This is a genomic window from Anaeromassilibacillus sp. Marseille-P3371 (genome assembly GCF_900169665.1).
GTDB lineage: Bacteria > Bacillota > Clostridia > Oscillospirales > Acutalibacteraceae > Anaeromassilibacillus.
The window spans coordinates 523,753-545,568 of sequence record NZ_LT835157.1 but is presented as its reverse complement, the minus strand read 5'-3'; the positions used below and the strand labels follow the sequence as shown (position 1 = coordinate 545,568).

Sequence of the window (21,816 nt, the reverse complement as noted above, 5' to 3'; positions counted from 1 at the left end):
TCCATCCGTAAAAAGCGCCGCAAAGGTCCGCAAAACACACGGTAATTTTTATCCGAATGCGATCTTTCGCTTTCCCTGTATTTCCGATTTCACAAATTGGGCGCTGTATGATTCCAAATTTTCTCTCCCAAAAGCTGCTACAGACATACAGAACAGCACCCATTGGCGTGTTTACATAATACCAACGGGTGCTGCATTTATTATTCTAAAAAAGAAATAATTTGTAATATTTTTGTAATTTTTAGAGCTTCCAATAGGATTCGACAAAAATCGTGCAATTAGAACTTGACCGGATTCGAAGAAAGATACTTTTTGACCATCAAAGCCACTTTGAAAACGATGGCATCCTCAAATTCGCGCAGGTCCAAGCCGGTGATCTTTTTGATCTTCTCCAAACGATAGACCAACGTATTGCGGTGTACAAAAAGTTTACGAGACGTCTCCGAAACATTCAGATTATTCTCAAAGAAGCGTTGAATGGTAAACAGGGTCTCATGATCCAAGGACTCGATGGAGCCGCGCTTAAAGACCTCCTTGAGGAACATTTCGCACAAAGTCGTCGGCAACTGATAAATCAGGCGCGCAATGCCCAGATTGTCATAGCTGACAATCGCACGTTCCGTGTCAAAGACCTTGCCGACCTCCAACGCAACCTGCGCTTCTTTAAAGGAACGGGCCAAATCCTTGATGCCGGTCACAATGGTGCCAATGCCAACCACGCAGTGGGTATAGAACTCGCTGGAAAGGGTATCCACAATGGAACCAGCCAGCTTTTCCAGGTCCTTTGGCTCAATCCCTGCACGAATCTCTTTGACCAAAGCAATGTCCGTTTCGTTGATGTTGATGATAAAGTCCTTGTTCTTATCCGGGAACAAGTTCTGAATCACATCATAAGCCGAAATGTCGGACTTGTTGGTGATCTTAATCAACATACAAACCCGGCTGACATCGGAATTGAACCGCAGTTCCCGCGCCTTCAGGTAGATGTCGCCCGGAAGAATGTTGTCCAAAATGACGTTCTTAATAAAGTTGCTGCGGTCGTACTTCTCATCATAGTATTGTTTGATACTACTTAGAGAGATGGCAAGCAGCGATGCATACCGGCTGGCCTCCGGGTCAGAACCAGAGACAAACACCGCATATTCCGGTCTCGGCCTGCTGCCAAAGGATTTGTAAGTGTAGCCATTCACCACAAAGGTTCCCGGTGCAGCCAACACATCGGCGGTAATGCTATCATTGACCTCGCCGATCCGTCCCAGCTCGCTACAGGCGATGATAACGGAAGTTTCATCAATCACGCCAATGGTGCGGTCGATGGCATCCCTCATCTGGTGAATAACCCCTTGAAATAGTCTGTTTGACATGCTGCTCCCTCACTTTATCTATATTTGCTAATCTTGATGATTGATTCTATAGAAAGGCTACATATATTTTACATAAAAGCAGCACACATTTCAACTATATATCACAAAATAAAAAAATTTTTTGTGGAAATTGCCGCGCAATTTACAATTTGTTCACATTTGCATGGAACATATTTCCAGAAAAGCCTCAAACTGGTATAAAAATCCTGTTCAACGCCAGATGGTATGTTCTGTATCCCCGTCAAAGAGATAGATTTTTTCCATATCAAATGCAACTTTAATTTGTTCCCCGCTCTGCCGCATAGCGTCCGCATCCACACTCGCTGTAACCGAATGGCCACTACATGTCAGGTAGAGATAGAATTCTCTGCCAACCGGTTCCATCACTTCCACCTCTGCATCCACCATTCCATTGGGCAGGGTTTCCACCAGGGCTGGGTCGTCGTGTACGTCTTGGGGGCGTATCCCCAAAATAACATTTTTCCCCAGATATTCCTGTAACGCGCCGAGCTTATCCCATTCCTTTGGCATACGCACCGTATTCTTTCCAAATGCAAAGGTATAGTCTGCACCGCCGTCTCCCACCTTAACATTGATCGCATTCATCGGTGGGTCCCCCAGAAACCCTGCAACAAATTGATTGACCGGCGAATGGTACAACTCTTCCGGTGTACCCACCTGTTGTACAAACCCTTCTTTCATCACAACCAGCCGGTTGCCCAGAGCCATTGCCTCTTCCTGGTTTTCCGTCGCATAGAGAACTGTCAGGCCCAGGCGCTTATGGAGTGCACGGAGTTCTTTCCACATCTGTGCGCGCAGTTTGCGATCCAGGTTGGCAAACGGTTCATCCAATAATAAGACCTTCCGGCCACGCACCATTGCACGGGCAAGCGCCACCAGCTGCTGTTGCGAAGTGGTCAAAGTGCTGGGCTTGCGATCCAACAACGTTTCCATCTTAAGAATTTCCGCAGTCTCCTGCACATGCCGTTCGACCTCTTCCTCGGGTATCCGGTGCATTTTAAGGCTGAATGCCATATTCTCCCGGACGCTCAACTCCGGATACAGTGCATGATTCGGCAGAACCATCGCGACATCCCGCTCCTGTGGGGACAGCAGATTTACCATTGTATCTGCAATGTAGATTTCGCCTTCATCCGGTGTTTCTAAACCGGCGATTATCCGCAGCAAGGTCGATTTTCCACAACCTGACGGGCCGGCCACAACCAGAAATTCCCCGTCGTTAGCCTCCACTGTACAATCGCGAACCGCTGTTACACCGCTCTTGAACGTCTTACTAACATGTCTCAATGATACGTTCGCCATAGTTCATATTCCTCCAAAAAGCGATTGGCTTTATTTCTATCCGATGAAAAATCGTTGACTTACACGGCAATAAAATGTGAATCAACGAATCCATTTTTTCATCTTGAAAAGCAGGTTAGTCCTAATCATATCAGATGCATTTCCGTTTGAACAGGCGTTTTTTACCCAAAAATGCAACAATGCCTTTATGAAAATCCGCTAAAAGACAAATTCAACCCCAAAATTTTGTCAATCTTCCAAACAAAAGACCTTCTCCCGCTCTTCAGGAAGCAACGGTCGGGCTTGTCCCGGCTGCAACGCCGGGTCCAGATCCAAGGCGCCGATGCGCAACCGCTTTAGGTACACAACCTCTTTTCCCACCGCATGAAACATGCGCTTGATCTGATGAAACTTACCTTCACAAATGCGCACCTGTACGCATTGGCCCCCCAAAAGCAAAAGCTCCGCTGGGAGGCAGGTCCGGTCGCTTAATTCAACCCCCTCTGCAAAAATCCGTACGTCTTCCATGGTGGCCGGTTGATCGAGCCTGGCTTCATAGAGTTTATAAACATGATTTTTAGGCGCAAGCATGCGATGTGCAAAATCTCCATCGTCCATCAACAAAAGTAGCCCTTCTGTATCGCGGTCCAACCGCCCTGCAGGAAACAACCCCCGACATTTCAGTTCCGGCGGAAGTAGATCCACCACGGTCTTTTGACGGAAATCCCGCGCCGCAGACAGTACCCCGGCCGGTTTATTCATCATAATATAATGAAACCGCTGAAAGTGGAGCGGCTGGCCTTGCACGGAGATCACATCCTGTTCCGGGTCCACCTTACAGTCCACCTGCCGAACCACCGTACCATTGACTGCCACCGTACCACGCCGGATCAGCGCTCCCGACTCCTTGCGGCTTCCGACATTCTGCGAAGCCAATACCTTGTCCAATCGTTCCTTTGGCATGTTTTCACATCCATCCACTTTAATGCCTCTATTATATCGGGTTTCCTGCGCGAATACAATCGTTCTTTCCGGGCGATTTTCTATGTCCTCCGCCGATCTTGGACGAACCGGACAGCACAGCGTCGAAAAACGGTTTCGACGCTGTGCTGTCCCTTTTTATTTGTTTAATCCGTCGGCCAGGCATTGGCAGGAATCTCCGAGGAAGATGCTTGAGTGGGTTGGGAGGAAACTGGAGGCTGCACAGAGGCGGCCGGTTGCGACGAAACTGGCGCCTGTGAAGAACCGGGTTCCTGCGAGGAAACCACCGGCTGTGAAATGTCGGTACCTCCCGAAGCGGCATTACTCACTGCAGAAGAGGAAGCCATTCCCTGGGAACCGCTGTCTTGCCCATCAAACGGAAGCATAAAACCGTTGAGTTCTGTAGAACAGATATCGCCGCCCACCACACGGTCCTCATAAATCAACAAATTGGCATGGACCGGCGTATCGGCCGGGTAATTGGTCACTTCATAGACCCATTGGCGGCATACCTTTCCGGCTAGAGGTTCCAAATTAAACCCCTGTTGCTTTTGTAACACATTGTATTTCGTGTATACCTCGTCAAACGGATTCGGAATCGCAACATCTCGAATTTCCAGTGGTTCCGAGCTCACTTGCCAGCCAAATTGTGCCAAAAACGCGATGCGTTCATCGTTTGTGGATGCCGTACAAATATATCCTTTCTCATTACCGGTTCCTGCCGCGGCATTCCATTTTCCAGCTGCCAAAAAGACTGTCACAGCTGCCAAAATCACCGCCAGCGCTACAATTATCCATCGTTTCTTTCCTGCCTTTATGGAACATACAAACACAAATAATCCCTCCCCGCGGCGGTTGCCGCTTTTTCATCCCTAATGGATATGCATCCTTTTGGGGAAACATGCCTGGCGGCCAGGGTCATATTGGAGGAATCCATACAAAAGAAAAGTGCCCAATCCGGCGGGAACCCGGACAGGACACTTCGGGGGGAGCATACAGATTCAAAAAAGAAGATTTTCAAAAGCCAAAAGGGGATTCCCCTTCAGAGGGATTCCAAGCATGCGCCTGGGATTCAAACTAAAAGTCTACAAAAGGGGCCACCCGGATGCCGGTACTCTATCGGAACGGTAAAATCCCGCCCCAAAACTGTGCCGAAATTTCATCTTACGGGTATGCCTGCACTCGGATTATTTATCGGACTCTTCCGCTTCCACAATGTCGAACTGGAAGGTAATGTTGCCCCAATAAGTGCCGGACTCCGGGACCACCTTGGAAGGAATCACCTTGTAGCGATATTCGCCATCCTCATCAAAGGACATCAACTCTGTATTAAGTTTACTGATTACACGGGAAGAACCGTCCTTGTAGAAACCCTGCACTTTGTAGGGAATATAATTGTGGCCGCGATACAGTGCGAAATCTGGGCAATCTTCCGGCATGCCGGGCTTGCGGGTACTGGTAATGGACAAAACGACTTTTCCGCCATCCAAATTGGAAACACCTTCCGCCTTAAAAGTAGACGTGCTTCCACCCTTTTCAAGCTGTACACCCTGTGGAATCGTAATGGTATAGGTAGGTTCTGTCACAGCATTATACTCCAGCTTTACAGAAGCGGCCCCGTCCGTATCCTGGTCAAAGATCACATTTCCCGGAGTGATCGACCTCTCCGCCGCAAAGGCAGAAGTCGTCATCCCCACGGCCATCATAGCCGCTAGACAAAAAGCCAACGTTTTTTTCATGATTGTTTCCTCCATTTTTTGTCATCTATACAAATATCCCACAAGTGGATAAAAGTAAACATCATCCCACCAAAAGTTTGGTTTTTACATTGGCGCCATTCATTTGGGTATTGGTATCCAAGGAATAGGTGCTGATTTTAATAGTTGCATCGTATTCCCCCGCTTCTAGGGCGCGGGAGAGTGTTTCCTCCTGAATGGCCTTTCCGGGCTCCACCATCTTAGAGGTGAATAGCGATTCACCGGTCTCGTCCAGAATCAGTTCAAAGGAAAAATAGCACGGGTTTTCCTCCGGATTTAAAAGCAGAATTTTTGCATCTGTTTCCCCTGCTGGAATGGAAATTGAGGCGTATCCTGGAATTTTGATGCCCTGCTGTTCTCCGTTTTTGCTCGGCGGCGCGGCGCCCGTCCAATCCTGAGCGGCATCGTCCAGTTCAGGTGTAACTCGCTCTGCTTCCGCATAGCGGGCGTCCATCCATTCCTGATAGTGCATTCCAGTAAACACGCCAGCTCCCATCAGTAGGAGCATGCATAAAATCCCCACGGCGATGAAAAGCCCTTTTTTATGGGCGCTTGTCTTTTTCTCTTCCATTGTAAACAACCTTTCGAAAGCCAATTGTATAAAGCCGTTCCTTCTCTGCGAACAGCTGGATCTGTTTCCGATATATAGCATAGTAGGCCTCCGTTAAAAGGATATTTTTTCTATGTTAAATTTGGGCAAAAAATAAGGCAGTTGAGCTGGCCGCCAAAACCAGCACAACTGCCTGTATTTGTCATAACACGCCTTCGTTTTTCCCATCAAAGCAAACCTTCTGTAAAAATACGAACCATCCGTCCAGAGGGCAGACTTTCACTTCACAGGGTCCCTTTTGGGAAACATGGTATCATCTTTATTCTGCATCCGCCTTTGCCTGCTCAATCACCTTTTGGGCCACCTGGGCAGGCGCTTCTTCATAACGGGTAAAATCAAACGTATAGCTGCCGCGTCCTTGTGTAACCTGGCGGACAAACGTACAGAAATCGTGCATCTCCGCCACCGGAACCTCTGCCTCAACGGTCTGTTTGCCAGGGCCTGCGGGTTCCATACCTAACACACGCCCGCGGCGTTTGTTGACTTCGCCCATGATGTCGCCCATGTTGGCGTCCGGGACGGTTGCGCGCAGAGTACCGATCGGTTCTAGTAGAACCGGGCCTGCCTGCGGCATACCCGCCTTATAAGCGAGCGAAGCCGCTGTCTTAAATGCCATTTCCGAAGAATCCACCGGATGGTATGAGCCATCGTACAGCGTCGCACGCAAGCCTACCACTGGATAACCAGCCAATGGGCCATGAGCGATACAATCCTGCAAGCCCTTCTCGACCGCTGGGAAGTACCCTTTCGGAACAGAACCGCCTACAACGCGCTCGCCAAACTCCAACCCTTCGCTGTCGCAGGGTTCAAACTCGATCCAAACATCGCCGAACTGGCCGTGGCCACCCGTCTGCTTTTTGTGGCGGCCCTGCACCTGAACCTTTTTGCGGATGGTTTCACGGTACGGCACGCGAGGCTGCTCCAATGTGACCTCTACCCCGAATTTTGTCCGGAGTTTCGAGACGATCACATCCAAGTGCTGCTCGCCCAAACCGCTGATAACCATCTGATGGGTTTCTGCATTGTTCTCAAATTTAATAACCGGGTCTTCTTCTATCAGGCGGAATAGACCCTGGGCGACTTTATCTTCCTCGCCCTTTTTCTTGGGCATAATCGCCATGGAAAGCGTCGGAACCGGATAGGTAATTCCATCCAATGTGACCTTGCGCGTCGGGGAACACAGCGTATCGCCTGTGGAGACGTTCCCCAGCTTGAGCACCGCACCGATGTCTCCGGCTGCAATGCAGCTCATTTCCTCCTGCTTTTTACCGCGCATCATGACCGTCTTGCCAATGCGCTCGATATTACCTGTACGCATGTTCATCAGCTGTGCATCCGTGGCAACCTTGCCGGAGATGGTCTTGAGGAAGGACATCTTTCCGACAAACGGGTCTGCGATGGTCTTAAAGACGATGGCTGCGGTTGCCCCGTCCGGATTGACGGAGAGCTCAACCGGATTGCCGTCGATATCCGCTGCAAGCTCGCCGCTCTTTTCAAGCGCCGAGGGCGCCAACCAGGTCAAGCCATCCAGGAACTGCTCCATGCCGCGCATCAGGAGCGCGTCGCCACAAAACACCGGAGAGATGGCGCCGGATTTGACACCTTTGCTGACACCAACGATGACCTCTTCCGGCGTAAACGGTTCGCCGGAGAAGTACTTTTCAAACATCTCGTCGCTGGTTTCCGCCACTGCTTCATAGATTGCTGTGCGCAGGCCCTCCAGACGGTCACCCATGGGAGGCATTGCCACTTCGACGGGTTTTCCGTTGGAGTAGTCGTATGCTTTATATTCCAAAATATTGATGTATATGTTCGCTTTTCCATCTTCAATGTATGGGACAACTACCGGACAGACCGAGGGGCCAAAGCTGGCCTTTAGATCCTCAAACACACGATAGAAACGTGCGCTCTCATCACACAGGCCGTTGACAAAGAAAATCTTCGCCAACCCGCGGGAATCCGCCGCTGCCACTGCCTTTTCTGTACCCACGTTGACGCCATCCTTGCCGGAGACTGCGATCAAAACCGAATCTGCTGCGCGCACGGCTTCACACATTGCGCCTTCAAAATCGAACAGGCCGGGGGCGTCCAATAGGTTGATCTTATGATTTCTCCACTCCAACGGGGCAACTGCCGCGCTGACGGTTGTCTTTCTTCTGATTTCTTCCGGGTCATAATCGCATACGGTATTCCCTTCGCCAACCTTACCAAAACGGTCTGTAGCACCGGAAAGATAAAGCATCGCCTCCGCGATGGAAGTCTTTCCCGCTCCGCTATGCCCCGCGATTGCAATGTTCAGAATATCTTTTGCATTGTACAATTTCACCTTAAAAACTCCTTTCAGGGGTTGATTGGTACAACTTTACAATTGTTCAATCAAATTAATAACAATTATATCGTATTCTCACAAACATTACAAGCCAAAAAGCAAAAATAAACCGAGTAGAACGCAAAAGTTTTTCTCCAAAAGTTATAAATTCCACATATGTCTCTGTATATTTTACACAAACGGCGTTCTTTGCTTCGGCTAAATGTGCGAAAATAGGAGGATTCCCCCGGAAAGAACCGTCTTTCCATACGAGGCCATTTCCTCTTATGCGCAGAATGCAACAAAAAGCAACAACACGAGCGCATCCAGTTAAAGACGGGAGAGGCGCCGCTTGCGCGACGTCTCTCCGTTTAAAACACAATATTTCCTACATAGGGGCTTTTTGTACGGTCCGCACAAGCTGGAGCTGTTCACAAGTTTAGCTGGTGGCTTTTTTCTTGCTTTTCCGGTGCCTAATCAAAAAGAGGGTGTCCCAAAACTATGAATTTTAGATTCATAGGAGAGGGACATCCTCTTTCTGTTTTCTGTTTGGAAAAATATTTGAGTTTCAAAAAAATGAGGGTATCCTTCCGTCATTTCATGACTTTTGGGACACCCTCTACAGATTTCATTGAGAAGTATTACAATTATGCTTTGCCCTCGCAGCCGAGAACCGTCTTAATCTTATGCTCCACAAGGCCCTGAATTGCGTCACGCGCAACGCCCAGATACTGGCGGGGGTCAAAGTGGGACGGATTCTCTGCAAAATACTTGCGAACCGTCGCAGTCATTGCAAGACGGAGGTCGGAGTCCACGTTGATCTTGCAGACAGCCTTTGCTGCCGCTTCACGCAACATCTCTTCCGGGATGCCGATTGCATCGGGCATCTGGCCACCGAACTGATTGACCATCTGCACAAACTCCGGGAGGACAGAGGAGGCGCCGTGCAGTACGATCGGGAAGCCCGGCAGGCGGTTGGAAACTTCTTCAAGAATATCAAGGCGCAGCTTCGGCTTCTGGCCGGGTTTAAACTTGTAAGCACCGTGGCTCGTACCAATTGCAATCGCAAGGGAGTCCACGCCTGTCCGTGTTACAAAATCCTGAACCTCGTCCGGGTCCGTAAACTGTGCTTTGTCGTCTTCTACCTTGACGTCGTCCTCAACGCCGGCGAGCTTGCCCAGCTCGGCTTCTACCGTGACGTTGTACTTGTGTGCATACTCTACCACTCTGCGAGCTTCTTCCACATTCTCCTCATAGGGCTTTGCGGAACCGTCATACATAACGGAAGTGAAGCCGTCGTCGATGCAAGCCTTGCACATCTCAAAGGACGGGCCGTGGTCCAAATGCAGAGCAACCGGAATGTCCGGATTCTCCTTGACAGCAGCTTCGACCATCTTTACCAGATAAGCCGGATGCGCATATTTACGGGCGCTGGAAGAAACCTGCAAAATCACAGGGGCCTTCAGCTCCGCACAGGCGCTCATAATGCCCTGGATGATTTCCATATCGTTAATATTGAACGCGCCGATCGCATAGCCACCGTCGTATGCCTTTTTGAACATTTCCTTGGTATTTACCAATGCCATTGGAATCACTCCTATCTTTTAGATGCCTTTATTATACCGCACATTCTACAAAAAAGAAATACCTTTTGGCAAAAAAGCAAGCAGAGAATGGGTGAGATTATAAGCAGAGGCTAACCAAATAAAAGCCCCCTCCTATTACATCCTTCGTGAACGTCCAAAAAGTTATTTCATGCAAAAAGGCACAGGCGAAAACCCCACCTGTGCCTGAAATCGACGATTGCCTTTTCCCTCTCTTACGCACTCACAGACCGCTCCCCCGAGGCAGTTGTACGAATGTAGTGAAATAGATATTGCTGTGCAATTCCAGCGTACGGACCAAAGTCCTCCGGTTGTTTGCCCGGAAACCATTCCTTCATAGCGCGCTTCATCCATACATCCATGGGGAAAGCATCCAGCCGGTGCAGTCCATAAAGCAGAGCACAGTCCGCCACCTTTGGGCCAACCCCCACGATGGTCATCAGCTGTTCACGCGCTTTTGTAAGCGGTTGGGTCCGAAGGCTCTCCAAGTCGATCTGTCCACCCGCCACTTTTCGTGCTGCATCGAGTATGTACCGTGCCCGGAATCCACAGCGCAGGCACGCGAGTGCTTCCTCGTTCTCGCGGGCAAGACGATCCGGCCTTGGGAAACACAAAATACCGGACGCCGTCTTCTCGCCGAACGCCTGGCAAAGGCGCGCGACAATCCCCTTGATTCGAGGAATATTATTGTTTTGTGAAATAATAAACGAACAGAGCGCCTCCCACGGATCTTGCTGCAAAATACGGATACCAGGGGCAAAAGCTGCTGCTTTTGCCAAAACCGGATCAACCTGTGCCAGTTCATCCCGAATGGCCGCGTAATCGCGGTCCAAGTCAAAATAGACGCGCCAAAACGGATCTTTCTCGGCCTCCTCTGTGTGGTTCTCCGCTATGCAGAGTAAACGCCCTCCAGCAATTCCCCGATAGGAGCCATCCGGTTGTCTGTCCCAGCGAAAGCACTGTCCACATTCCAAAGTCGCTGTTAAATCAAAATCGCGCAGAACGGACATTTAAGCCTCCGGTTCAACCGTGATTCCTTTGCGATAGAACGGCTTTTTGTCTTCGATTGCCTCTTTGCCAAACTTTCCGCTCGACGGCATCAGATCCAGGAATTCTCCCGCCTTCATTGCCTTATGGCAAGCGTCGATGGTCGCCTTAAAGAGTTCTTCCTGCTGTACCCCCTGGGTGAGGCTGACAATTACCAGATGATGCGGCTCGGTGGCGTTGGCCTTGTAGTTCGCTGTGAACAGCCATGCGCTGAGCACTTCGTTGCGAGTTTTAAAGAAATCGCAGAGCGCCTTTACCAGTTCTGTCGGATATGGATCGGGCTTGGACAGCACAACCATGTCGGGGCTGATCGGACGCTGCTGAAGCGGATGGGCGATCTGCTCCATGGTGTTGGTGCGGATCACCAAGTTCTGCGTCGATGGATTGACTACAAAACCCGCCACCTGGCCTTTCTGGCCATGTACCAGCGTGCGCAATTCGGAGAAATCGAGGGTCATCGTGTCCTCTGCATCCGCTGCCCACTTTTTAAGCTCGTCCATATCAGAGAACATAGCAAAAAAGCTCTCGCCCTTTGTGGTAGTCGCGGCCCGGAACTTGACCTGGGTCTGCTGGTTGGGCGTTCCATCTTCGGATTTTCCGGTCAAGGTCACCGGGGTGATGTAGCGCATTTTGCGCATTTCTTCGATGAGTTCCAGTTCGTCTTTCCTTGTTTTATTTGAATCAAACTGCTTGAGCTTGCTGATAAACGCAGGATTTTGAACAGGTTGGTTAAGCTGCATAAATTGGTTCCTCCTAAAAATTTGGTATTTGTATGATTATATCCCTATACTCCTATTTTTGCAAGTAAAACACGACGCTCTCTTTGTATTATTTGCTATAAAGCGTTAAATTTAAGTGGAAAATAAAAATATTTGAATCTCTCTCTTGACAAACGCGCCTCCGATTTCTATAATGAAATCAACAAAAGAAACCGTTGAGTAAGGAGAGTACATAGGCAAAGCGCTCAAAAGAGAGCCACAGGTGGTGTGATTGTGGTGGGCAGCGGTCTATGGAATGGGCTTATGAGGGCGGGGCGAACGGATGAAATTCCCAGTAGCTTCCGACGGGATCTCCACCCGTTACCAAGGGAGCGCACATGGAAGTGTGCGGAACAAGCGGCGTGAAAACGCAATCCGGGTGGTACCGCAGGAGTAAATGCTCTTGTCCCTGAGAGGGGCAAGGGCTTTTTTGTTTATCTGAACAAAGGAGGAAACGACCATGGCAAAGATTCCACACAGATTTAATTTAACAGAGGAGCAAATCCCCACACAATGGTACAATCTGCGCGCGGATATGAAGGATCAGCCCGACCCAATGCTGAACCCGGCAACTTTTGAGCCGATCAAGACCCCAGAGCTTTATCCGATTTTCTGCGAAGAACTGGCGGCGCAGGAGATGGACAGCACGACTCGCTATTTTGATATTCCCGAGGAAGTGCTGAACATCTATAAAGCCTACCGGCCCTCCCCGCTGAACCGCGCCTATGACCTTGAAAAATACCTTGGCACACCGGCAAAGATTTACTTTAAGTTTGAGGGGAACAACACATCCGGCAGCCATAAGTTGAATTCTGCGGTCGCGCAGGCCTACTATGCCAAAAAGCAGGGGATGACCAGCTTGACCACGGAAACCGGCGCCGGGCAGTGGGGAACCGCCCTTGCTGAAGCGTGCGGATATTTCGGAATCCCACTAACCGTCTTTATGGTAAAGGGCTCTTATAATCAAAAGCCATACCGCAAGGCGATTATGCAGACCTTTGGTGCAAATGTTATCCCCAGTCCAAGCGACACCACCCAGGTGGGCCGCGCTATCCTGGCAAACAATCCAGACACGACGGGAAGCTTGGGTTGTGCGATCTCCGAAGCAATCGAAGTGGCCACCACGACCCAGGGGTGCCGCTATGTGCTCGGTTCGGTTCTAAACCAGGTCCTATTGCACCAGTCCATCATCGGCCTGGAGGCCAAAAAGGCCATGGATATTCTCGGCGAGTACCCGGATATTGTGATCGGTTGTGCTGGCGGCGGTTCCAACCTGGGCGGCTTGATCGCCCCCTTCATGCAAGATAAGCTTTTGGGCAAAAAGAACCCGTATTTCATCGCGGTCGAGCCCGCCTCCTGTCCGTCCCTGACCCGCGGCCTGTATGCGTACGACTATTGCGATACCGGAAAGGTCACGCCGCTGGCGCGCATGTACACCCTGGGCAGCGGGTTCATCCCCTCTCCGAACCATGCGGGCGGTCTGCGTTACCACGGCATGTCCCCGATCGTGTCCAAACTCTACCACGACGGCTGGATCGACGAAGCCCGTTCCGTCGAGCAGACCAAGGTATTCGACGCGGCAATGCTGTTTGCGCGCGTGGAGACCATCCTTCCCGCACCGGAGTCCTCCCACGCCATCCGCGTGGCGATCGACGAGGCCCTCAAGTGCAAGGAGACCGGCGAGGAAAAGACCATCCTGTTCGGCTTGACCGGGACCGGCTACTTCGATATGGCCGCTTATACCTCCTACATGGAGAAGACCATGACCGATTACATCCCGACCGACGCTGACTTGCAGCCGGGCTTCGATTCCCTTCCAAAGATTCCCGGCCGCCCAGCGGAACCTGCCCGCGATCCCGCGCCGGCACGCCGGTAATCCGATGGTATTGTATACAACCTTCTTTTTTAACCTGAAATCCGATAGAAAAACAGAAGCTGGAATCCATTTTGGGTTCCAGCTTCTGTTTTTCCGTTTTTGGCTTATCCGGTATTCTGTGGAAAGGAAATCACATTACCCACGTGAACCATGGCAGATCCACCGGTGTGCAATCCCGGTTTGCATTTTGGGGGATGCCCCGCATTTGGAACATGTATAGATATTATATACGTCCATTGCCTCGCGGGTATCTTTCCCATAGGCATAATGTACACAGTCCCGTTGTTCGCCGCCCGTCCGCCAGCTTCCATCTTCCACTTGGACAAACGCACAGTCCGTCTCCCCGCAGGCGGGACATACCGCTCCCGCTGCAATTTTCATTTCCAAAATCTTTTCTCCGTCGATGTACAGACCCGCGCTCTCGCCCGGCTGCCCGACCGCTTTGACCGCATAGACGGCCTGCCCGTCGGCAAACCGCTGCACCGTCCCGGTCTGCGCCACAGTGCCATTCCCGCTGGTATATCCCTTTCCATAAGTTCCGTTCAACTTGAGTGAAAACGCTACGGCTGCATCCTTTGGCAAAACGACCACTGTGCTGGAATTCACATCTTTGCCATCCATTGAGACGCTGGTCCCGCCCGCCGCCTGTGCCGGCGCGGCGCCCGCCGGTAAAAGGAACGCCAGAAACAGGGTCAACAAAATCGCACGGCCTGTCCCTCTTTTGTTTTGAATGCAGATCATCGGATTTCCTCCCATCCAAATGGTTTCATCGAAGGTAAAAGCCAAATCATTCTCCGCTTGATTAGCTTTAAATTTACTAGCTTTAAAATAACACACTCATTATAAGTTTTTTCCTTATGTGCATCTTTTTCACAACGACATCGTGCACTTCAAAGCCCTTCTTCTTGCCACCGGGTTCGATTCGATCTTCCATGTCCGGGAAGGATTCGATGGAAACATTCGCTTATGACAAAGTCTCATAGGAAAACGGCTCCTCCAGCACATCCTCCAGGGATTGGTAGAGCTCCGGAAACCACTGGCCCAAATCCACCGGGGTATAGTACGCCCGATTGTCAAAAGTGATTGTGTGGGAACCGGTGATAAATACCCGGTGGACATTGCCGGTTTCCCTTGTGCGGAACCGGAACCATCCGATGGTCCCGTTGCCCAGCGGCGGGAGCGACGGATAGCAGGGGAGCTGGTTCCAGCGCCCGGCAAACATCTGGATGTCCTCCGGGTTCTCCGTCTCCTTCTGCAAATCCATCCGTGGGATCGAAGAGATCACCAGCCGGTCGACAGCATCCCCTTGTATCGTCGTATTTCCTGTAAAAAACCAGATACAAAACAATACTCCTAAAGCAATAACAATTCCTATTGCTTTTTTCCTGTTAGAGTTTTTAAGTTTCTCGAATACCATATCAAGCGATCCTTATAAAACTATTTTCGATTCTCTATGATCTACTATCCAATCATCTGTTGCATCCCACTGGAATTCATATTGATCCTAACGCCACTTTCTCCATGTCCGTCATTCACAATCGCGTAATTGCTTCCGCCTGCCGACTCATAGCCATACCCAGTGACATAGTGATCTCCCAGCTCAGCATGTCCTCTTACACCGAGGATAAAAGGTTTATCACTTGTAACATAGGATGCTACAAGTGATATACTGGGATTGTCCATAGAAATATCCGCACCATTTAGTCCCTGCTCATCTAAATGTTCTCTAAGTCCGCTTAATACAGTACCAAGAATAGCATGTAACGGAATAAGGTCAGTCATATCGATTATGAATTTCTTTCCATCACTTGTTTCCAAATCACTTGGTATATATCGCATATCATAATAATATTATCATATCTTAGCCACATAGAAACAGCTACAGCGCCGCATCTGCCATCTGGATTGTAGGAGTAATTTGGCAATATTCTCGATATTGTCTGTGTTACCCTAGCTACACGTGTAACAGCCTTCGTTTCAATATAAGATGATGGAATTCCATACCATTCAGTTGACTCTAAAACCCATTTTGAAACAACAGATTTCGTCAGAGCGTTCTCTAATTCGTTATTGGCTACCTGCTGATAATCGTTTAAAGGGCCATCGTAATACAGTTTGCTTCCATCCAATTTATAATAGGTATTGCTTTCGAATGAATATTCAGGAACATCATAGTTGTCAATATGAATGATACTATAGCCACCATCTTTAATAGTAAAAAGCAATGCGTTAACTTCGTCATTTATGTCATAAAGTTCATAAGGTTGAGATAACTTTCCTTCTTCTAAATCTAAAAAATCTTCAACATATTGTGTTAATTGTTTATACCGGATTTGTAAACCATCATCTGAATCAATTTTGGCTTTTGTTAGAGCTGAAAAGTTGCATGCAAGTACCACTATAGTTACACATATTATTGCAAAAGTCCGTTTAATCGCCCTTTTCATTTTAAAGTTCACTATTATTTTTATTAGGCCTTTAATAAAAGCTTTTCTGCGCGCTAGAATAAATTTTTTAATTTTAAATTTTCTTTTCAAATATATTTTATAATAATATTCTCTATTTTTCAATAATTCTATTTATTTCATATATTACAAAAATGACACAAAAAGAGCCGCCCTCCGTTCCCGCATTTGGGACCGCAAAGCGGCTCTTTTTTTATTCTTCATCCAATTGCTCTACAACAACCCGCCCCTCTGCGCGGGTGCGGTTCATGTCGATCACACGCTGGTTGCTGCTCCCGCGGAAGCGGAGCGTCAAGTCGCGCTTGTCCTGCTCGTAGCGGCCGTCAATCAAAACATCCGCCTGCCGAAGCAGTTCATCCGTATCCGGATTGTGCTGGTCGATCAATTGCTCATAGGTGTACCCCGTATAGACGGTCACGTCCAGGCCGCACGCGTGGATTTTACGCGCCAGCTCCGCCAACGGCGCCGGTTGACAAAAAGGCTCTCCTCCGCTGAAGGTCACCCCTTTTAACAGCGGGTTCTCCCGCAGCTCCTCCAGAAGGTCGTCCGTGTCCACCATACGGCCGCCGAAAAAATCATGTGTCTGTGGGTTATGGCAACCGGGGCAGTGGTGTGGGCATCCCTGTGTAAAGATCACATAGCGGATGCCCTTTCCATCCACAATCGACTCCGGTACAATACCGCTAATTCTTAGAGAGGCCATGCTTCACACGGTCGTGTTCTTCCGCGCGCTTCGCATCGTTGAACCGGTCCATCGTGCCGACCAAGTAGCCGGTAATCCTGCGGATTCTTTCAAAGCCGACGCCCTCGCCGACCAAATTTGCTGTTACATGAGTCGTTGCCATCATCATCAAACTCCTTTTCAGATTTATTTTCATTCCAAATGTGTTCTATCAACATTTACTCAAGTTTTTCCTGCAAAGTGTGGCACGCCGGGATAGCGCTTGCGCAGCTCATCCAGCTTCTCCATGGAAATTCCTTCCCCTTCATGGCGTCCACACCGCGGGCAAACGTCGTCAATCACGCCGGTATAACCACAGATCGGGTCACGGTCTACCGGATGGTTTACCGAACCGTACCCGATGCCGGCCTCCTTCATGCAGCGGATAATGGACTCAAATGCATCCACATTCTTCGCTGTATCGCCATCCAATTCCACATAACTGATGTGGCCTGCATTGGTCAACGCATGATAAGGTGCTTCCAACTGAATCTTTCGATAGGCATTGATCGGATAATACACCGGAATATGGAAACTGTTGGTGTAATACTCGCGGTCCGTAATTCCAGGGATAATGCCATACTTTTTTTTGTCAATACGGACAAAACGGCCGGACAATCCTTCCGCAGGCGTAGCCAAGAGTGTAAAATTCAACCCGCGTTTCTCGCTCTCGTCATCCATACGCTTGCGCATATAGCCGACGATCTCCAGACCAAGTTTTTGGCATTCTTCGCTCTCCCCATGATGCTTTCCGGTTAGGGCCTTCAAGGTTTCAGCCAAGCCGATAAACCCGATGCTGAGCGTACCGTGCTTGAGCACCTCTGCAATATTATCTTCCGGGCCCAGCTTATCCGAATCCAGCCAAACCCCCTGTCCCATCAGGAAGGGGTAATTGTACACCTTCTTGCTGCACTGAATCTGGAACCGGTGTAACAGCTGGCGAATCACCAGATCAATGCGCTTATCGAGCAGCTCGTAAAAACGCTTGATGTCGCCCTTTGCTTCAATACCGATGCGGGGCAGATTGATGGAAGTAAAACTCAGATTGCCGCGCCCACACGTAGTCTCATGTGTACGGTCATGCACATTGCCCATCACACGGGTCCGGCAGCCCATATAGGAGACCTCCGTATCATAATCGCCTTCTTTGTAATACTGGAGGTTGAACGGCGCGTCGAGGAAACTGAAATTGGGGAACAGCCGCTTTGCGCTTACCCGGCAAGCCAGTTTAAAGAGGTCATAGTTCGGATCTCCCTCGTTGTAACTGATTCCCTCTTTCACCTTAAAAATCTGCACAGGGAAGATGGGGGTTTCCCCGTCGCCCAAGCCGCGGTCTGTGGCAAGCAACAGGTTTCGAATCACCATACGCGCCTCCGGGGACGTATCGGTGCCGTAGTTCAAAGAGGAAAATGGCACTTGGGCGCCTGCACGGGAATGCATGGTATTCAAATTGTGCACCAGTGCTTCCATCGCCTGATAAGTAGCATCATTTGTGCTGGTAGTCGCCGCCTCCACTGCATATTGATGCGCCTCACGGGCCTCTGCTTCTGTGATTTCTTCAAAGCCGTTCTCCCGTTGATGGCGCGGCAGATAAGCGATCACCGCCTTGCCGTATTCGTCGGTATTGCCGAGCTTTACCGGGCCGGGCAGATCGTTTTGAACGGTAGATGCCAACGCCTTGGCATCGCTCATGGACATTCCCTTTGTGATATGGAGATATTTCGCCAGTTCACGATAGTACGCCTTGCGGAAGGTCTTGGCAACGCCCGGCGCCATGGAATAATCGAAATTGGGGATACTCTGTCCGCCGTGCATTTCGTTCTGATTGGCCTGAATTGCAATACACGCCAGCGCGGCATAACTGCGGATGTCGTTCGGCTCCCGAAGGAAACCGTGCCCTGTACAAAATCCACCCTTAAAAAGCTTGAGCAGATCAATCTGACAGCAGGTTTCTGTCAGCATATAAAAATCTTCGTCATGGATGTGGATATCGCCGTTGATGTGCGCTGATGCAATATCCTTTGGCAGTACATAATTGTTGATAAAGTACTTGGAGCCCTCAGAGCCATACTTGAGCATGGTTCCCATGGCTGTATCGGTATCAATGTTTGCATTCTCGCGCTTGATGTCCACGTCACGCGCATCCCGAAAAGTCAACTCTTTATAAATATCCATCAGGTCTCCTTCAGCCTGACGAATCTTTGCATGCTCCGCGCGGTACAAGATGTACGCCTTTGCAGTCTTAGCATAATCTGCCGCAATCAACATCTCTTCCACTTTGTCCTGTACATCCTCTACCGTGGGGATCACGTTGTCTGCAAATGCATCTGCAACCTTTTTCGTCAACTGATCCAACGCTGCACCGGTCATTCCTTCATCGGTAACCGCAACATTGGCTTTAAAAATGGCATTGCGAATCTTTTGGGCATTGAACTCGACCACAACGCCGTTTCTCTTTTTTATTTGAAGTGCCACAGCTTCCATCCTCTCTTTCGACATCCAGCGGGAATATCCCGGGCGGCTCTCCGGTCCGCTGGGGAATCTTTCTGACCGATGCCGGCTTTTCCTTTTCACAAAGGGTACAAAAAACTTTTTGCACCGTGCGCTTACCAGCAGCTCTCTTTGGCTTTATTCTGCCCGCATCGTTTATTTGTATTTACAAGCTCCTTTTACCAGGATTGCATTTTACTACATATTGGGGTTCATGTCAACATATAGTCTGACAAATACTAGATGTCGTATTTGCTGAAAACACCCATCTAAAAAGGGCCCAAATCGCCGGAAACGCGCGGAAGAAGCCGTTCTTGCTCTCCGCGCGTCGATTCCATTCTGTATAATTTGTTCCCATTTTGTACCAAAAAATTTTTTAAACATTCCTGCTAGGAGCACCGGAATTGCGATCCGCCAACCATACAAAAGGAGTTCTAGGGCCTCCCTGTGTGCTTTTGGTCAACCGGATAGTGTGCATCCCAAACTTTCCGCAAACTGAACCGCCTGCTCCAAATCGATTCGGGTGTTCTGGAAACGCATCCTCCGCACATCCACACCGTTTAATTTGGCGCCGCGCAGATCCGTTCCTTTCAAAAAAGCATCTGCAAATACGGCATGTGAACAGTCACAGCCGCGTAGATCCGCTTTTTCCAAGTTGGCGCCTTGAAAAAATGCATGAGAGAAGCAGATTCCTTGTAGGTCCATCATGCGCAGGTCACAGCCATCAAAGACAGTATCCGAAAAATTTCCGCCGTGGAGCGTGAAACCTGTTAGATTGGCGCCGGCAAAACTGCTGCCACTGCACTTACAGTCCTTCATTTCTGCGCTAAACAAACTGGCCCCGTTAAACGTACAGTTTTGGAACAAGGTAGCGATATGGACGCTTCCATTCAAAGCGGCAAACGAAAAAATGCAGTTCAAAAAGGCACAGTCCCGTGTGAACAACCCACTCATCGCCGCCCCGTAAAACCGGCAGTTGACAAAGCGCACACCGCGCAGTTCCCGGTCCGCAAAATCCACATCGCCCAGGTCCTGCCCCTCATATTGTTTGGCCGTCAATGCAAGTTCCATGGTGTTCTCCTCCGGTCAAGGCTTGCGTAGCCGTGGAACGATCAGCACTGCTACCAGCCAGAACAGTTCAAATAATAGCAGAGCGGCTGTACTGAGTTGTTTGAGGCCCGAATAACAGGCCAGAAATGCCACCAGCAGAAAACCTAAAACCACCGCCACGGTCTGTAGGGCAATCGCTACAGAGATATTGCTGCGCTGCCGCACACAGGCCGTCAGCATACGCATCATAGCGGTTGGACGCCCTTTGGTTGCCAACAGAGCATCGACACGCTCATCCGGCTCCTCGACCAGGTCCATGTATTCTTTGCCCAAGCGTTCTGGCAACACGCGAACACCGTGTTCATCCAGATCAAACACCTGCGCCAGCAAGCGTGGAGTGATGTTTGGGTCACAGGTGCGCACAATCAAGCTGATACCGTTGTCCTCCATCCGGCGAAGCTCGGCCGCACGGCGGCGGTCCGAATTATAGGAGAGAACAAACATTGCAACCAGATCTCCGCCCGAAGCCAAGTATACCACCTGTTTGCCGCCCAGCAAATACTTTTCTTCGTAATCCCTTGACGGAGGCTCAATGCCGTACGCCTTGATTAAATCCCGGTTTCCGACCAGAATCCGGCGGCCCGATACCCAACCGACGACTCCTTTGTCATCCTCATAGCTGAGGTTTTCAATCTTTGGGAGCATATCGTGGTGGCTCTTGATGATTTGATCAAACAAGTCGCTCAGAGGGCCGCCTGTCGCGCACATCAGCGCAGTTGCGTCCACAATGGCGTCATCGATCCGTTGCCCTCCAAAAGTTTTAATGCCATTGAGAATCACGGTTCCCTTCGGGAACAGATCCTTCGCATCCAACACCACAGCATTGGCGGTGGAAAAATGTTCCACAGCGGGATACCCAACCACCATTGCTCCACAGCGTGTCGCCAATTTGCTCAGCCGCGCGAGGGGAAGATTTACACTCAACATGTTCATCATCGGTACGCTGATACATGTGGCCGCTGCAAACACCGTAATCGCACCGATCACGTCCTGGTTCAAAACATAATATACAATACAGAGTACCAACGACAGGATAGCGCCAATGGGCGCAATGATGTGCGAACTTTGGTCACTGGGATCATTTTCATAACTTAAACTCAAAAAATGCTTTAGGAAACCTGCTTTGTTTTGATACGCAATAGCAGGGGTATCCGCTACACAACCTTTTGCCATTTGCAGCGCCGTGTTGTGGTCATCAAAATATTGCACCGCATATTTCTGATCCGGCGATGCGACAAAGCGGAAGTTGTGCCGAATGCGTTTGATGAGCGAAAATTTTCCCGCGGTATTCAAGAAAAGCGCTGCAGAAGCCAACGCTGCATAGGCATGGACGCTCGACGAAGCGACGCTCTCGGGTGCAAAAAGCAAGGCGACACTTTGAATCAGCGCTGCAACCGCAGCAACCGCCACGCCGCTGTCGGAG

Annotated in this window: 19 protein-coding genes, 1 pseudogene and 1 other annotated feature; of the genes and pseudogenes, 1 reads left to right on the top strand and 19 read right to left on the bottom strand. The window is 49.8% G+C overall.

Annotated features, from left to right (window positions below; all coding sequences use genetic code 11):
- Positions 1-278: 278 nt before the first annotated feature.
- From B9Y59_RS01625 to B9Y59_RS01580, 10 genes are all read right to left on the bottom strand, one after another.
- On the bottom strand, positions 279-1,364 hold the full coding sequence (locus tag B9Y59_RS01625; protein ID WP_054323759.1) for a PucR family transcriptional regulator: 1,086 nt from the start codon (positions 1,362-1,364) through the stop codon (positions 279-281).
- Positions 1,365-1,574: 210 nt separating this feature from the next.
- Entirely contained in the window at positions 1,575-2,687 is a 1,113-nt protein-coding gene (locus B9Y59_RS01620; RefSeq protein WP_085531400.1) for an ABC transporter ATP-binding protein, read from the bottom strand.
- A 228-nt stretch (positions 2,688-2,915) separates the two neighbouring features.
- On the bottom strand, positions 2,916-3,629 hold the full coding sequence (locus B9Y59_RS01615) for a pseudouridine synthase (RefSeq protein WP_085531398.1): 714 nt from the start codon (positions 3,627-3,629) through the stop codon (positions 2,916-2,918).
- 164 nt (positions 3,630-3,793) lie between these two features.
- Positions 3,794-4,480 carry a DUF4830 domain-containing protein gene (locus tag B9Y59_RS01610; RefSeq protein ID WP_054323762.1) on the bottom strand — a complete coding sequence of 229 codons (687 nt, stop codon included), beginning with the start codon at positions 4,478-4,480 and terminating at the stop codon, positions 3,794-3,796.
- Positions 4,481-4,834: 354 nt separating this feature from the next.
- Positions 4,835-5,386 carry a hypothetical protein gene (locus B9Y59_RS01605; protein ID WP_085531396.1) on the bottom strand — a complete coding sequence of 184 codons (552 nt, stop codon included), beginning with the start codon at positions 5,384-5,386 and terminating at the stop codon, positions 4,835-4,837.
- A gap of 61 nt (positions 5,387-5,447) precedes the next feature.
- On the bottom strand, positions 5,448-5,975 hold the full coding sequence (locus tag B9Y59_RS01600) for a hypothetical protein (protein WP_143255200.1): 528 nt from the start codon (positions 5,973-5,975) through the stop codon (positions 5,448-5,450).
- Between the two features lie 298 nt (positions 5,976-6,273).
- Positions 6,274-8,340: an elongation factor G gene (locus B9Y59_RS01595; RefSeq protein ID WP_054323765.1), complete on the bottom strand. Its 2,067-nt coding sequence runs from the start codon at positions 8,338-8,340 to the stop codon at positions 6,274-6,276.
- A gap of 629 nt (positions 8,341-8,969) precedes the next feature.
- Positions 8,970-9,908 (bottom strand): class II fructose-1,6-bisphosphate aldolase, encoded by a 939-nt coding sequence (gene fba, locus B9Y59_RS01590; protein ID WP_054323766.1) that lies wholly within the window; start codon positions 9,906-9,908, stop codon positions 8,970-8,972.
- 233 nt (positions 9,909-10,141) lie between these two features.
- Positions 10,142-10,936: a DNA-3-methyladenine glycosylase family protein gene (locus B9Y59_RS01585; protein WP_085531394.1), complete on the bottom strand. Its 795-nt coding sequence runs from the start codon at positions 10,934-10,936 to the stop codon at positions 10,142-10,144.
- Positions 10,937-11,713: an enhanced serine sensitivity protein SseB C-terminal domain-containing protein gene (locus B9Y59_RS01580; protein ID WP_054323768.1), complete on the bottom strand. Its 777-nt coding sequence runs from the start codon at positions 11,711-11,713 to the stop codon at positions 10,937-10,939.
- 185 nt (positions 11,714-11,898) lie between these two features.
- Positions 11,899-12,145 (top strand) — a binding site (T-box leader).
- Between the two features lie 46 nt (positions 12,146-12,191).
- Between B9Y59_RS01580 and B9Y59_RS01575 the strand changes: the two genes are divergently transcribed.
- On the top strand, positions 12,192-13,607 hold the full coding sequence (locus tag B9Y59_RS01575; protein ID WP_085531391.1) for a TrpB-like pyridoxal phosphate-dependent enzyme: 1,416 nt from the start codon (positions 12,192-12,194) through the stop codon (positions 13,605-13,607).
- A gap of 135 nt (positions 13,608-13,742) precedes the next feature.
- On the opposite strand, the gene B9Y59_RS01570 is transcribed toward B9Y59_RS01575, so the two are convergent.
- From B9Y59_RS01570 to B9Y59_RS01535, 9 genes and pseudogenes are all read right to left on the bottom strand, one after another.
- The gene (locus B9Y59_RS01570) at positions 13,743-14,348 is read right to left on the bottom strand and encodes a YheV family putative zinc ribbon protein (protein WP_143255199.1); all 606 of its coding nucleotides are present in this window, start codon (positions 14,346-14,348) and stop codon (positions 13,743-13,745) included.
- Positions 14,349-14,571: 223 nt separating this feature from the next.
- The gene (locus B9Y59_RS01565; protein ID WP_085531386.1) at positions 14,572-15,024 is read right to left on the bottom strand and encodes a hypothetical protein; all 453 of its coding nucleotides are present in this window, start codon (positions 15,022-15,024) and stop codon (positions 14,572-14,574) included.
- Positions 15,025-15,068: 44 nt separating this feature from the next.
- Positions 15,069-15,389, bottom strand: a complete 321-nt coding sequence (locus B9Y59_RS01560; RefSeq protein WP_085531384.1) for a hypothetical protein — start codon at positions 15,387-15,389, stop codon at positions 15,069-15,071.
- A gap of 5 nt (positions 15,390-15,394) precedes the next feature.
- The gene (locus B9Y59_RS01555) at positions 15,395-16,177 is read right to left on the bottom strand and encodes a hypothetical protein (RefSeq protein WP_085531381.1); all 783 of its coding nucleotides are present in this window, start codon (positions 16,175-16,177) and stop codon (positions 15,395-15,397) included.
- Positions 16,178-16,265: 88 nt separating this feature from the next.
- Complete coding sequence (gene nrdG / locus B9Y59_RS01550; protein ID WP_085531379.1) at positions 16,266-16,775, bottom strand: anaerobic ribonucleoside-triphosphate reductase activating protein; 510 nt, start codon at positions 16,773-16,775, stop codon at positions 16,266-16,268.
- A complete protein-coding gene (gene nrdD, locus B9Y59_RS14980; protein WP_175055204.1) occupies positions 16,756-16,920 on the bottom strand; it encodes an anaerobic ribonucleoside-triphosphate reductase in 165 nt (54 codons plus the stop codon). Before nrdD ends, nrdG begins: the two co-directional genes overlap by 20 nt.
- A gap of 56 nt (positions 16,921-16,976) precedes the next feature.
- On the bottom strand, positions 16,977-19,277 hold the full coding sequence (locus B9Y59_RS01545) for an anaerobic ribonucleoside triphosphate reductase (RefSeq protein ID WP_442856170.1): 2,301 nt from the start codon (positions 19,275-19,277) through the stop codon (positions 16,977-16,979).
- A gap of 465 nt (positions 19,278-19,742) precedes the next feature.
- A complete protein-coding gene (locus B9Y59_RS01540) occupies positions 19,743-20,354 on the bottom strand; it encodes a pentapeptide repeat-containing protein (protein WP_054323777.1) in 612 nt (203 codons plus the stop codon).
- A 15-nt stretch (positions 20,355-20,369) separates the two neighbouring features.
- Positions 20,370-21,816, bottom strand: a pseudogene (locus B9Y59_RS01535) (hypothetical protein); the annotation flags it as partial.

Excerpts from the sequence above, each read along its gene's own strand:
- B9Y59_RS01625 (WP_054323759.1), bottom strand. The coding sequence starts at position 1,364 with ATGTCAAACAGACTATTTCAAGGGGTTATTCACCAGATGAGGGATGCC.
- B9Y59_RS01620 (WP_085531400.1), bottom strand. The coding sequence starts at position 2,687 with ATGGCGAACGTATCATTGAGACATGTTAGTAAGACGTTCAAGAGCGGT.
- B9Y59_RS01615 (WP_085531398.1), bottom strand. The coding sequence starts at position 3,629 with ATGCCAAAGGAACGATTGGACAAGGTATTGGCTTCGCAGAATGTCGGA.
- B9Y59_RS01605 (WP_085531396.1), bottom strand. The coding sequence starts at position 5,386 with ATGAAAAAAACGTTGGCTTTTTGTCTAGCGGCTATGATGGCCGTGGGG.
- B9Y59_RS01600 (WP_143255200.1), bottom strand. The coding sequence starts at position 5,975 with ATGGAAGAGAAAAAGACAAGCGCCCATAAAAAAGGGCTTTTCATCGCC.
- fba (WP_054323766.1), bottom strand. The coding sequence starts at position 9,908 with ATGGCATTGGTAAATACCAAGGAAATGTTCAAAAAGGCATACGACGGT.
- B9Y59_RS01585 (WP_085531394.1), bottom strand. The coding sequence starts at position 10,936 with ATGTCCGTTCTGCGCGATTTTGATTTAACAGCGACTTTGGAATGTGGA.
- B9Y59_RS01580 (WP_054323768.1), bottom strand. The coding sequence starts at position 11,713 with ATGCAGCTTAACCAACCTGTTCAAAATCCTGCGTTTATCAGCAAGCTC.
- B9Y59_RS01575 (WP_085531391.1), top strand. The coding sequence starts at position 12,192 with ATGGCAAAGATTCCACACAGATTTAATTTAACAGAGGAGCAAATCCCC.
- B9Y59_RS01570 (WP_143255199.1), bottom strand. The coding sequence starts at position 14,348 with ATGATCTGCATTCAAAACAAAAGAGGGACAGGCCGTGCGATTTTGTTG.
- B9Y59_RS01565 (WP_085531386.1), bottom strand. The coding sequence starts at position 15,024 with ATGGTATTCGAGAAACTTAAAAACTCTAACAGGAAAAAAGCAATAGGA.
- B9Y59_RS01560 (WP_085531384.1), bottom strand. The coding sequence starts at position 15,389 with ATGACTGACCTTATTCCGTTACATGCTATTCTTGGTACTGTATTAAGC.
- nrdG (WP_085531379.1), bottom strand. The coding sequence starts at position 16,775 with ATGGCCTCTCTAAGAATTAGCGGTATTGTACCGGAGTCGATTGTGGAT.
- nrdD (WP_175055204.1), bottom strand. The coding sequence starts at position 16,920 with ATGATGGCAACGACTCATGTAACAGCAAATTTGGTCGGCGAGGGCGTC.
- B9Y59_RS01545 (WP_442856170.1), bottom strand. The coding sequence starts at position 19,277 with ATGGAAGCTGTGGCACTTCAAATAAAAAAGAGAAACGGCGTTGTGGTC.
- B9Y59_RS01540 (WP_054323777.1), bottom strand. The coding sequence starts at position 20,354 with ATGGAACTTGCATTGACGGCCAAACAATATGAGGGGCAGGACCTGGGC.